At 65.8% G+C, this 11,779-nt stretch carries 15 protein-coding genes and 1 tRNA gene; 12 read left to right on the top strand and 4 right to left on the bottom strand.

The annotated features are described in order from the left end of the window. Positions 1–92: 92 nt before the first annotated feature. Complete coding sequence (locus ACOZBP_RS17155; RefSeq protein WP_422677536.1) at positions 93–752, bottom strand: hypothetical protein; 660 nt, start codon at positions 750–752, stop codon at positions 93–95. Between the two features lie 275 nt (positions 753–1,027). Between ACOZBP_RS17155 and rplU the strand changes: the two genes are divergently transcribed. The 11 genes from rplU to ACOZBP_RS17100 all read left to right on the top strand — a co-directional run bounded on the left by rplU (position 1,028) and on the right by ACOZBP_RS17100 (position 8,444). After that, complete coding sequence (gene rplU / locus ACOZBP_RS17150) at positions 1,028–1,513, top strand: 50S ribosomal protein L21 (RefSeq protein ID WP_422677535.1); 486 nt, start codon at positions 1,028–1,030, stop codon at positions 1,511–1,513. A 100-nt stretch (positions 1,514–1,613) separates the two neighbouring features. Continuing rightward, positions 1,614–1,898, top strand: coding sequence for a 50S ribosomal protein L27 (rpmA, locus tag ACOZBP_RS17145; protein WP_422677534.1), 285 nt, complete (start codon positions 1,614–1,616; stop codon positions 1,896–1,898). A gap of 172 nt (positions 1,899–2,070) precedes the next feature. Further along, entirely contained in the window at positions 2,071–2,604 is a 534-nt protein-coding gene (locus ACOZBP_RS17140; protein ID WP_422677533.1) for a GNAT family N-acetyltransferase, read from the top strand. A gap of 124 nt (positions 2,605–2,728) precedes the next feature. Beyond that, positions 2,729–2,815 (top strand) — tRNA-Leu (locus ACOZBP_RS17135). 169 nt (positions 2,816–2,984) lie between these two features. Next, complete coding sequence (locus tag ACOZBP_RS17130) at positions 2,985–3,599, top strand: ribonuclease D (protein ID WP_422677537.1); 615 nt, start codon at positions 2,985–2,987, stop codon at positions 3,597–3,599. A gap of 4 nt (positions 3,600–3,603) precedes the next feature. After that, on the top strand, positions 3,604–4,266 hold the full coding sequence (gene lptC, locus ACOZBP_RS17125) for an LPS export ABC transporter periplasmic protein LptC (protein WP_422677532.1): 663 nt from the start codon (positions 3,604–3,606) through the stop codon (positions 4,264–4,266). Further along, positions 4,263–4,748: an LptA/OstA family protein gene (locus ACOZBP_RS17120; protein ID WP_422677531.1), complete on the top strand. Its 486-nt coding sequence runs from the start codon at positions 4,263–4,265 to the stop codon at positions 4,746–4,748. The genes lptC and ACOZBP_RS17120 overlap by 4 nt, the downstream gene beginning before the upstream one ends. 6 nt (positions 4,749–4,754) lie before the next feature. Further along, positions 4,755–5,552: an LPS export ABC transporter ATP-binding protein gene (gene lptB / locus ACOZBP_RS17115; protein ID WP_422677530.1), complete on the top strand. Its 798-nt coding sequence runs from the start codon at positions 4,755–4,757 to the stop codon at positions 5,550–5,552. 111 nt (positions 5,553–5,663) lie between these two features. Further along, complete coding sequence (gene rpoN, locus ACOZBP_RS17110) at positions 5,664–7,178, top strand: RNA polymerase factor sigma-54 (RefSeq protein WP_422677529.1); 1,515 nt, start codon at positions 5,664–5,666, stop codon at positions 7,176–7,178. A gap of 76 nt (positions 7,179–7,254) precedes the next feature. Continuing rightward, the gene (gene hpf, locus ACOZBP_RS17105) at positions 7,255–7,902 is read left to right on the top strand and encodes a ribosome hibernation-promoting factor, HPF/YfiA family (RefSeq protein ID WP_422677528.1); all 648 of its coding nucleotides are present in this window, start codon (positions 7,255–7,257) and stop codon (positions 7,900–7,902) included. Positions 7,903–7,979: 77 nt separating this feature from the next. Next, positions 7,980–8,444 carry a PTS sugar transporter subunit IIA gene (locus ACOZBP_RS17100; protein ID WP_422677527.1) on the top strand — a complete coding sequence of 155 codons (465 nt, stop codon included), beginning with the start codon at positions 7,980–7,982 and terminating at the stop codon, positions 8,442–8,444. A gap of 65 nt (positions 8,445–8,509) precedes the next feature. Here the strand turns inward: ACOZBP_RS17100 and ACOZBP_RS17095 are convergent, their stop codons facing one another. Together ACOZBP_RS17095 and ACOZBP_RS17090 are read right to left on the bottom strand one after the other, a co-directional pair. Continuing rightward, positions 8,510–8,764, bottom strand: a complete 255-nt coding sequence (locus ACOZBP_RS17095; protein ID WP_422677526.1) for a DUF1150 family protein — start codon at positions 8,762–8,764, stop codon at positions 8,510–8,512. 55 nt (positions 8,765–8,819) lie between these two features. Further along, entirely contained in the window at positions 8,820–9,242 is a 423-nt protein-coding gene (locus tag ACOZBP_RS17090) for an Hsp20 family protein (protein ID WP_422677525.1), read from the bottom strand. A gap of 204 nt (positions 9,243–9,446) precedes the next feature. Between ACOZBP_RS17090 and ACOZBP_RS17085 the strand changes: the two genes are divergently transcribed. Then, positions 9,447–10,121, top strand: a complete 675-nt coding sequence (locus tag ACOZBP_RS17085) for an OmpA family protein (protein WP_422677524.1) — start codon at positions 9,447–9,449, stop codon at positions 10,119–10,121. Positions 10,122–10,195: 74 nt separating this feature from the next. Here the strand turns inward: ACOZBP_RS17085 and ACOZBP_RS17080 are convergent, their stop codons facing one another. Then, on the bottom strand, positions 10,196–11,515 hold the full coding sequence (locus ACOZBP_RS17080; protein WP_422677523.1) for a UDP-glucose dehydrogenase family protein: 1,320 nt from the start codon (positions 11,513–11,515) through the stop codon (positions 10,196–10,198). Positions 11,516–11,779: the final 264 nt, after the last annotated feature.

Here is an 11,779-nt window from a genome sequence, read left to right as displayed (position 1 = left end):
CGCCACCCGGTTCGACAGGCTGGCACGCCACTACCTCGCCTTCGTCCACATCGCCGCGTCAATGATCTGGATGCGGTGAATGTCGATTCGTCCTAGTGCTGATGGGTCATCACCAGAAAGCCGATCAGGATCAGGGCCACGCCCAGAATAGCGCCCTCATAGCGCGCCCACCGCTCCAGCCGCAGAATGGAGTAGCCGGCGCTGGCCAGAGCCGCCAACAGGGTCATGCCCAGCACGGTGCCGGCCGCAAAGCTCAGCGTCAGCAGGGACAGGGCCATGACCCCTTCCGTCGCCGACGACAGATAGATGGGCAGCAGCACCTCGCCCGGCGTCACCGCCATCATCAGCACCAGCCCCCAGAAGGCGGCGCGGTCCGACACGGCGGGCTCAGGGAGATCGACCTCGGGACCTGTCGCCGTGATCGGCTTCTGCAAGGAGGCCCGCGCCAGATAGAAGGCGCCCAGGAGGAAGAGCAGAGCCGCCGACAGATGCGGCAGCAGGCCGCCGATCCAGGCGTTCAGCGCCAGACCCGCCGCCACGATCAACGACCCCACCAGAGCCGTGGATGCAATGTGGGCCAGGCCGGCCGTGACCACGACCGTCATGACCCGCGCCAGGCTCCACCGCTGGGCTCGGCCCACCAGGACGAAGGGCAGCCAGTGGGTCGGCAGGGCGGCGTGCAGGAAGGCGGCGACGAATCCCCCGCCCAGCAGGGAGATCAGAACGGGCTGCTGGAGATCGGGCGGCGACATTCAGCGGCTTCTATACTGTTACTTTGTAACGGTCGAGAGGGGCGATCTAAGAATCCGGTGCGAATCTGCGCCCTCACGCGGGCGTTCTTCCTATTGCGAAAGGGCTGCAAATCAGGCCACATCATCCACGCAACGCCGCCTGTGCACGGGTTTTAGCCCCATAGGCCGCCCTTTCGCGTTGACTCTGGCTCGCCCTTCCGTATATGTCGCCGCTCTTCGCCCGCAGGGTTTCCTGACGGGCGCATTCTTTTTTGCGTTCACGCTGAGGCTTCCAAATGTACGCGGTGATCAAGACCGGCGGAAAGCAGTACCGGGTCCAACCGGGCGATGTGATTGTTGTCGAGAAACTCGACGGCGACGCTGGCGCTGCCGTCAATTTCGGTGAAGTCCTCATGCTGGGCGGCGACAAGGGTGTTACGGTCGGCGCTCCGCTGATCGACGGTGCGGCTGTCGCTGCAACCCTGGTCGAGACCCGCAAGGGCGAGAAGATCAAGATCTTCAAGAAGACCCGTCGTCAGGGCTATCGCCGCACGAACGGCCATCGTCAGATGGAAACCGTCCTGCGCATCACCGGCATCGAAGGCGCCGGCGAGAAAGCCAAGTGGGACGGCACGGTCGATCTGATGACCAAGGCTGAAATCAACGCTCGCGCCCGTGGCCTCGCCCCGCGCGTTGAAGCTGTCGAAGCCGAAGCCGAGGCCCCCAAGGCCAAGAAGGCTCCCGCCAAGAAAGCCGCCAAGGCTGAAGGCGCCGAAGCCTAAGACATTCACCGGCGCCCCGTTCGGCGCCTGCCAAGACGTTAAGGTCGCGCTCAAGTAGCCCCCAGGGGCGAGGGCGCACCCAAGGAAGAGGAGCAGCAAGATGGCTCACAAGAAATCCGGTGGTTCGTCGCGTAACGGTCGCGACTCCCATTCCAAGCGCCTTGGCGTGAAGAAGTACGGCGGCGAGAACGTTCTGGCCGGCAACATCCTCGTGCGTCAGCGCGGCACCACCTTCCACCCCGGTGAGAACGTCGGCCTTGGCCGCGACCACACCCTGTTCGCCACGGCGACCGGCGCTGTGAAATTCACCACCAAACGTGGCGGTCGTTGTTACGTGTCGATTCTCGCGGCCAACGACGACGCTCAGGCCATGGCCGCCGAGTAACGCGAACTGGACCAAATCCGGGATCGCGTTGCTCCAGAAGCCGCGATCCGGACCAGGGAAAATATTCCGCGGGGAGTCTGGATCACCAGGCTCCCCGTTTGCGTTTCCCCGCCTCGCTGACCGCCCGAGCCCTGATGAAAAGGTCGGCGGTCGCACCAGAGGGGCGTGACCCATGTGCGTGATTGAAACTTCTCCCGTCGTCGAAACCCGGCGCCTCATCCTGCGTGCGCCCGGCGCACAGGACGTCAGCCGCATCGCGGCCCTGGCCAACGACCGTGACATCGCACGCATGACCAAGCGGATGCCCCACCCCTTCCAGGCGGCCGACGCCGAGGACTTCTTCCTGCACGTCGCCGCCCAGGACCCGAGGCGCGCCAACACCTTCGTCATCGAGCATGAGGACTTGGGACCGGTCGGCGTCATCGGCCTGTTCGAGGGCGAAGATAATGTGCCCGAGACCGGCTACTGGATCGGCCGCGACTTCTGGGGCCGGGGTTTCGCCACCGAAGCCCTGGAAGGCGCGCTGGTCTGGGCCTCAAAGCGGTGGAAGCGCCGCGCCCTGGTGGCCGGCCACTTCGCCGACAACCCCGCCTCCGGGCGTGTGCTGGAGAAGGCTGGATTTCTCTATACCGGGGAAACCCGCAAGGCCTTCAGCCAGGCGCGCGGCGAGATCGCCGATACGCGCATGATGGTCTGGCTGGCCTGATAGGTCGCGGATTTCTCGGAGGTTTTGGTCAACGGCCCAGTTTTTTCCGGAATCGGAAAAAAGCCAGTTGACCGCCTCAGAGGTCCCCCCTATTAGTCCGGCCCTCGGCGGGGCGACCCACCGGGCCCAGGTGGCGGAATTGGTAGACGCGCTGGCTTCAGGTGCCAGTGGCTTAACGGCCGTGGAGGTTCGAGTCCTCTCCTGGGCACCACATTCTCAAACGGCGTCGTATCCGATGGATACGGCGCCGTTTGTCATTTCAGCCCTGTTTTCATCATCCATAACGGCGAAGGTTGGCGGAGCGTCCTAGCGATAGCGTGCGGTTCGTCTATGTTGTCGCCCAGAACCTATCCAAGTTTTCCGCGCCAGAGTTCCTGCCCATGACCGTCTACCTGCACGAAGGCGACCTGCCCGACGGCCTCGACCTCGGCCCTGAGGTCGCGATCGATTCCGAGACCATGGGCCTGCGCTTCCGTCGCGACCCCCTGTGCGTCGTCCAGCTGTCTTCGGGCGACGGCGACGCTCATGTCGTGCGGCTGGGCCGCCCCGACTATGACTGCCCCAACCTGAAGCGGCTGCTGGCCGATCCCAAGGTGCTGAAGCTCTTCCATTTCGGCCGCTTCGACATCGGCATGTTCGACCTGCATCTCGGCGTCGAGACGCGGCCCGTCTACTGCACCAAGATCGCCTCCAAGCTGGCCCGCACCTACACCGACCGTCATGGCCTGAAGGACGTGGCGCGGGAGCTGGCCGGCGTGGACATGTCCAAGGCCCAGCAGAGCTCGGACTGGGGCGCTGCCGTCCTGTCGCAAGCCCAGCTGGATTACGCCGCCTCTGACGTCCTCTACCTGCACGCCATCAAGGCCAGGCTGGACGTCATGCTGGAACGCGAAGGCCGAGCCGAACTGGCCCGCGCCTGCTTCGACTTCCTCCCCACGCGCTCGCGTCTCGACCTCGCCGGTTGGGACGAGGTCGATATCTTCGCGCACGCCTGACGTCATGAGCGACCTCGACGCCCAGGAAGCGCGCAAGCGCGCCGACGAGGTCCGCGTCGCCCAGGCGGGCGAGCGCTGGCGCGCGCGTTCGCGCCGGGTGAAGATGTACCGCCGCATCCTGCCGATCATCATCCTGGTTCTGGCCGGCGGCGCCCTGACCTGGACCGTGTTCCGCACGGTGATGTCGGGGGTCGAGCGCAAGGCCAGCGAAAGCCGGGAGATCCGCCTCGACAATCCCATGTTCCATGGCCAGGACGCGCAAGGGCGCTCCTTCGTCATCGGAGCCCAGGGCGCGATCCGCGATCCGGCCACCGGACACTTCCGCCTGGTCGGCCCCCTGCTCCGGCTGAACCTGGGCGGTCGCAAGGTGACGGAACTGACGGCGGACGGCGGGACCTATATCGAAACCAGCCGCAAGGTCGTGATCGGCCCGAACGTGAAGATCTCGGACGGCGGCTCCGGCTTCGTCCTGACCACGCCGGAAGCCGTGGTCGACACCAACACCGGCGTCGTGACGGGCGACAAGGGCGTCCAGGGGCAAGGCCCCCTTGGAACCATCAATGCTTCGTCCTATGCCATCTATGATCAAGGCCAACGGGTCGTCTTCAGCGGCCAGGGCGAAAACAAGATGAGTGGGACCATCAACCCCTCGGGATCCGACAGATGACCATGTCCAAGTCCAACACGATGATCGCAGGCGCCGCCCTGCTGCTGGCCCTGACTGCGCCCGCGACCTCGGGCGCGCAGAGCAGCCGCGCCGACGCCTCGAAGCAGCCGGTCCAGTACGGGGCCGACGGCGGCGAATACACGCCCAACGGCTTCGCCCTGCGCGGTCGCGCCGAGCTGACCCAGGGCGGCAATCGACTGCGGGCCGACGCCATCACCGGGGCGACAGCGAACGGCGACCTGAGCCGGGTAGAGGCGGTGGGGAACGTCTACTTCGTCACTCCGGATCAGAGCATGCGCGGCGATCGCGCCGTCTACACCCTGAACAGCGCCGAAGTGGTCGTGACGGGCGACGTCATCCTGACTCAGGGCAAGAACGTCCTGACCGGCAATCGCCTTGTCTATAACGTCCGCACCGAGACCGCCCGCATGGAAGGCGGCAACGGCCGCGTTCAGGGCGTCTTCTACCCGCAAGGGAACTGACCCCGCTTGGCGCGCAAGGAACTCTCAGCCCTCAACCTCGACCAGACGGGCGCCGACGACGCGCCCGCCCCTGAGAAAGCTCGCCATACCGGCCTGCGTGTCGAGCATATCGCCCGCAGCTTTGGCGCCCGTCAGGTGGTCAAGGACGTCTCCCTCACTGTTCAGCGCGGCGAGGTCTGCGGTCTTCTTGGCCCCAATGGCGCCGGCAAGACGACCTGCTTCTACATGATCACCGGCCTGATCCCTGCCGACAGCGGCGCGATCTGGCTGGACGGGGAGGAGATCACGGCCCAGCCCATGTATCAGCGGGCTCGCATGGGTCTGGGCTATCTGGCGCAAGAAGCCTCCATCTTCCGCGGCATGACCGTCGAGCAGAACATCAAGGCCGTGGTCGAACTGCGCGAGAAGACCGCCGCCGGCGTTCGCGACGAAACGACCCGTCTGCTGGAAGAGCTGCGTATCGACCACCTGCGCCACGCCCCCGCCACCGGTCTGTCGGGCGGCGAGCGTCGACGGGTGGAGATCGCCCGCGCCCTGGCGGCCCGGCCCAGCTTCATGCTGCTGGACGAACCCTTCGCCGGCATCGATCCTCTGGCCATCGCCGATATCCGCCACGTGATCCGCTACCTGTCCAGCCAGGGCATCGGCGTGCTGATCACCGACCACAACGTCCGCGAGACCCTGGACATCATCGACCACGTCTCGATCATCTCGGCCGGTTCAGTCCTGTTCGAAGGCACGGCCGATGCGGCGGTTCACGACCCCGAGGTGCGCCGCGTCTATCTGGGCGAAATGTTCGCCTGACGCGCGCCTGATCACCTGCCGAACGCACCGTTCGCCAGACGTTAAGGTCTCTGTCGCACGATCCCCAGCAAGAACCGGGCCATCTGCGCCCGCCGGAGGGATTGGAACGCCGTGATCGGTCAGAGGCTGGAGGTCAGACAGGGTCAGGGGCTGGTCATCACGCCCCAGCTGCAGCAGGCGATCAAGCTGCTGCAGCTGTCGAATCTCGAGCTGGAAGCCTTCGTCGAGGGTGAACTGGAACGGAACCCCCTGCTGCAGCGCGACGAGGGCGAGACCGGCGGCGAGGCCCCGAGTGAAGCGACTGAAGCCGCCCCATCCGGCGACAGCATAGAACTGCAATTCACCGAACCGTCAGGCGACGCCGAGCGCGCCATGGACGCCCGGTCTGACGACCTCTACGACGACGCCCCGCCCGGCGAACGCGACGCCGACCGCAAGCGCGACGCGGGCGAAGCCAGCGAGCAACCCGGGCTGTCCGACTGGTCTCGCGCTGGCGGCGGCGGCATGGACGGCGAGGGCATGGAGCGCCCCGACACCCGCGAGGCGACCCTGTGGGAGCACCTACAGGCCCAGGCCTCCTCGGCCGGCTTCAGCGCCGCCGACCACGCCATCGCCCTGACCCTGATCGACGCCACCGACGAGGGCGGTTACCTGCGCGGCGAGCTTCAGGAGTTCGCCGACCGGCTGGGGGTCGATCTGGAGCGGATCGAGGCGGTTCTGACCCTCTGTCACGGTTTCGAACCGACCGGAGTCATGGCCCGCTCGGCGCCTGAGTGCCTGAAGCTCCAACTGATCGAGCGCAACCGTTTCGATCCGGCCATGGCCGCCCTGCTCGACAATCTCGAGCTGCTGGCGCGACGCGACCTCCCTGCCCTGCGCAAGGTCTGCGGCGTGGATGCCGATGATCTGGCCGAGATGATCGCCGAGTTGAAGGGTCTGACGCCCCGCCCCGGCGCGGGCTTCGGCGGCGAGCCGGCCCAGACGGTCGTACCCGACGTCCATGTCCGCCCGGACCCGGCCGGCGGCTGGAGGGTCGAACTGAACAGCGACACCCTGCCCCGCCTGCTGATGGACAAGCGCTATCACGGCCTGGTCTCGGCCGGCGCGCGCTCCGATACGGAAAAGGCCTTCGTCGCCGACTGCGCCGCTCAGGCCAGCTGGCTGGTCAAGTCGCTGGACCAGCGGGCCAGGACCATCCTCAAGGTCGGCTCCGAGATCGTGCGCCAGCAGGACGCCTTCCTGGCCTTCGGCGTCGAGTTCTTGCGCCCCTTGAACCTGAAGACGGTGGCCGACGCCATCGGCATGCACGAATCGACGGTCAGCCGGGTGACGTCGAACAAGTATGTCTCCACCCCCCGCGGCGTATTCGAGTTGAAATTCTTCTTCACGGCCGCGATCCAGTCTTCCGACGGAGGGGCGCTGCACTCGGCCGAAGCCGTCCGTCACCGGATCAAGGCCATGATCGACGGCGAGGCTGCAGACGGCGACGTGCTCAGCGACGATCGGATCGTGGAAATCCTGAATGAAACCGGCATCGACATCGCACGCCGCACTGTGGCCAAATACCGGGAAGCTCTTAGAATTCCGTCTTCTGTGCAGCGGCGCCGGCTGATGAAGGCGGGCTGATCACGCTGCGGCGAAGCGTCACCACAAATCGGTGATCGGCGTTGACACCAAACGCAACCCGTCGCGTTCTATGCCTATGCAGATCCAAGTCAGCGGCAAGCAAGTGGATGTCGGCGAAGCGCTAAGCTCGCGCATCTCCCAGGAACTCGAAGAGGGAATCGGCAAGTATTTCGCCCGCGGCGGCGATAATGCCGAGGTCGTGGTGTCCAAGGACGGCCACGGCTTCCGCGTGGATTGCTGGGTGCGCCTGGCCTCCGGCCAGAGCCTGGTGACCACCGGCTTCGGCGGCGACGCTCACGCCGGTTTTTCGGATAGCCTGGACAAGCTTGAAAAGCGTGTGCGTCGCTACAAGCGCCGCCTGAAGGATCACCATATCGGTCCCAAGGGCCTGTCGCCGGAGAAGACCGAGGACGCCGCTCGCGAAGTGGCCGCCATGACGGTCTTCCGCAATCCCGACACGGTCGAGGATGACGCCTTTGGGGAAGCCGGGACGCCCGATGAGCCCCCGCCCGTCGGCATGGTCATCGCCGAAACCGAGTCGGAAATCCGCACCATTACGGTCGGACGCGCGGTGCTGGAACTGGACATGACCGGCTATCCGATCGTCATGTTCCGCAACGCCGCCCACGGCGGTCTGGCGGTCGTCTATCGTCGTCCTGACGGCAATGTCGGCTGGATCGACCCCGAGCGGACGCTCAAGTCGACAAACGGCACGGGGTCGTAAGGCTTCCACGCGGAGGGCGAAGGCGCTAAAGACGCCTCGCCCTTCCGCAATGTCGGGTTCGAGGTTTCGGGGTCATCATGGACATCGCTGATTTGCTGTCGTCAGGCGGGATCGTCCTGCGCGGCGGCGTGTCATCCAAGCGTCAGGCGCTGCACACCGTGGCCGAGGCCGCGTCGGTGGCTCTGGGCTTTGATGAAGATCGCGCACTGGAAGCCCTGCTGGAGCGCGAGGCGCTCGGCTCGACCGGGCTTGGCTCCGGGGTGGCGGTGCCTCACGCACGAATCAAGGGACTGGACCGGGTCTGCGCGGTCTTTGTTCGCCTTGAAACGCCGGTCGCCTATGAGTCGGTGGATGACCGCCCCGTCGATCTGCTGTTCGCCCTCTTCGCCCCCCTGAACGCCGGCGCCGAACACCTGCGGGCGTTGGCGGCCGTATCGCGAGCCATGCGCTCGCCCGAGCTTCGCGAGCATCTGCGTCAAGCGCGAACGGTCGACGCCATCCGCGCGCTCTTCGTCAAGGACGTGCCCGCCACCGCAGCCTGAGGATCGTCCTGCGGTTGCGGGCCGGGGCGTCAGCGCTTGTCGCGCGACGGCGACACAGCGCCCGCCTAGTGAACCGAAACCGGCTCCAACTCGTGTGCGGCCGCCGCGGCGAACGCCGTCTCGCGGTCCAGCATGACCGCCAGACGCTCGCCGTCGGCGCCGTGGACGGCGTAGAGGATTTGATCAGGATCGATATTCAGGCCGGGCGTCACCTCGACGTGGGCGTCCTCCATGACGTCTGAAGCGCGGATCGCGCGCACGTAGACGAGATCGGGCGCGCCAAGGCCGGCGAATTCTTTCTGGTTCATCATCGGCGTCATAAGACCGCCTCCTTACGCTAGACTGAACGCTCGGCAAGCCAAGCGGTTCGACGGATCAAGACGCCGTCGTAATGGGAATGCGCCGAATCTGACGCTCCTGGTCCGGACGTTCCAGGTCGACATGCAGCAGGCCGTGTTCCAGACGAGCCTTGGCGACCTCCAGCCCGTCGGCCAGGACGAAGTTGCGTACAAAGCCGCGAGCCGCGATTCCGCGATGCAGAAAGGCCTGTTCGGCCTTGCCGGCGTCGTCGCGCTTGCCAGCGATGGTCAGCTGTCGTCCCTCAAGGGTGATGGCGAGCTCGTCTGGCGCGAACCCGGCCACCGCCAGGCTGATGCGTACCGCAGCATCGCTGAGCTGTTCGACATTATAGGGCGGATAGCTCTCGGCCGCCGCCTTTGCGGCGCGGTCTATAAGCGTGCGCGTGTGGTCGAACCCCAGCAGAAACGGGCTGTCGAAAAGAAGAGTACGCGTCGTCATCGGTCCTCGCAAACAAGCGACCCAACCGTCCACGTCCTCCCTGAAGCGGCAAGAACGTGCGGCTGTCTGTTGCAGATGGTTATGGTCGGGGGCGGGTTCAACCGGCCGGCTGGGGCGGCCGTCGTTCACGTGACATACAGGTTGGAACCTTCACCGTAGGGTCACGTTTTTCCGCCTGACCTCTCTACATCAAAAGGACATCCCATGCGCGCCAAGCTCATTGTCGCCAGCGCCAGCATTGCAGCCCTGCTGGGGGCCGCCGCCTGCACCACGACCGATCCCTACAGCTCGGCGCCCACACGCAACAACACCGGCACGGGCGCCATCGCCGGCGCCCTGGGCGGAGCCTTGCTCGGCTACCTGACCAATACCTCGAGCGGCGAACAGGGCCGCAAGAACGCGCTGATCGGCGCCGGCATCGGCGCCCTCGCCGGCGCAGGCGTCGGTCAGTACATGGATCGCCAACAGCGCGCGCTGGAAGCTGAACTCTCGGGCACCGGCGTCGGCGTCGCCCGCCAGGGCGACAATCTGGTGCTGCGCATGCCGTCCGACGTGACCTTCGCCACCAACCAGTCGAGCCTCGACAGCCGCTTCCTGCCGGTCCTCGCTGATGTCGCCCGCGTTCTGAACGAGTACGACCGCTCTATGGTGGATGTCATCGGCCATACCGACGCCTCCGGCGGCGACGCCATCAACCAGCCGCTGTCGGAGCGTCGCGCGTCGTCGGTCGCCTCCTACCTGATGGACAACGGCGTGATCCGCGAGCGCCTCTATGTCGCCGGCAACAGCGCGCGCAACCCGATCGCTTCGAACGACACCGCTCAGGGCAAGGCGCAGAACCGCCGCGTGGAAATCCTGATCCGTCCGTTCACGGGCTAAGCCTTCCCCAAGGATCGCTGAAACGACAAAGGGCGGCGCCTAGGCGCCGCCCTTTTTGCTGGAACGCGACCGTTCTAGCGGGCGCTCTCGGGCCGACCGATGGAGGTGTAGCGGAAGCCCCGCGCCTTCATGTCCTCCGGACGATAGACGTTTCGCAAATCGACCATGACCGGCTGCTTCAGCAACAGCTTGATCCGATCCAGATCCAGGGCGCGGAACTGATCCCATTCGGTCAGAATGACCACCACGTCGGCGCCCTCGACCGCATCATAGGGACCATCGCGGAAGACGACGCCCTCCATCAGCTTGGCGGCCTCGTGCATGCCCTCGGGATCAAAGGCCTGGACGGTCGCCCCCATGGCGATCAGGGCCGGCGCCACGTCCAGCGACGGCGCGTCGCGCATGTCGTCTGTATTGGGCTTGAAGGTCAGACCCAGCAAACCGACCGTCTTGCCCTTCAGGTTCGCGCCGCCTAGCGCCGCGGCGACGCGGTCGGCCATGGCCTTCTTGCGCGCATCGTTGACCTCGACCGTCGTCTCGATCAGGCGCAGGGGCGAACCGGCGTCAGTCGCCGTACGCACCAGGGCCAGAGTGTCCTTGGGGAAGCAGGAGCCGCCATAGCCCGGTCCCGCATGGAGGAATTTGGACCCGATGCGATTGTCCAGCCCGATGCCGCGCGCCACCTGCTGCACGTCGGCGCCCAGGCTTTCGCACAGGTCGGCCATCTCGTTGATGAAGGTGATCTTGAGCGCCAGGAAGGCGTTGGCGGCGTATTTGGTCAACTCCGACGTGCGCCGGCCGGTGAACAGGATCGGCGTCTCGTTGAGGTTCAGCGGGCGATAGAGCTCGGCCATGACCGGGCGCGCGCGTTCGTCCTCCAGGCCGACAACCACGCGGTCGGGACGCTTGAAATCACCGATAGCGGCGCCTTCGCGGAGGAATTCAGGATTGGAGACGACGGCGAAGTCGGCGTCGGGACGGCGGGCGCGGATGATGCGCTCGATCTCGTCGCCCGTGCCGACGGGGACGGTCGACTTGGTCACCACCACGGTGAAGCCCTCGATCAGGTCGGCTATCTCTTCAGCCGCCGCGTAAACGTAGGACAGGTCGGCGTGGCCGTCGCCACGGCGTGAAGGCGTGCCGACGGCGATGAAGACGGCGTCGGCCGACCGGATCGCCTGGGCGCCGTCAAGGGCGAAGGACAGGCGACCGTCGCGCACGTTGGCGGCGACCAGATCCTCCAGGCCTGGCTCATAGATGGGCATCTGGCCGGCGTTCAGCCGGTCGATCTTGCCCGCATCCTTGTCAACGCAGGTCACGACATGACCGAAGTCCGCGAAACAGGCTCCGGAAACCAGTCCGACATAGCCGGTGCCGATCATTGCGACGCGCATGCGCTCATCCTCTCGATGCAGTCAGGCCGAGATAACGTCCAAGCATGACGTTTGCCAGTCAACCAGCCTCACTGCGGACAAAGAAAAAGGGCGGCCGACCCGAATGGATCGACCGCCCTCAATCTTATCGACCTTCGAGGCCATCGGGACCGGCGTGAACCGGTCCCTTTGAACCTTAGAAGTTGATGTCGATGGTGGCGCGACGGTTGAGCGGTTCACGCACGCCGTCTGCGGTGGGCTTGGCCAGGTTGGTTTCACCCTTGC

This window comes from Brevundimonas sp. NPDC058933, from assembly GCF_049315965.1.
Classification (GTDB): Bacteria; Pseudomonadota; Alphaproteobacteria; order Caulobacterales; family Caulobacteraceae; genus Brevundimonas.
Note: the sequence above shows the minus strand (reverse complement) of the source record. Positions and strands in the feature narration are given on the sequence as shown.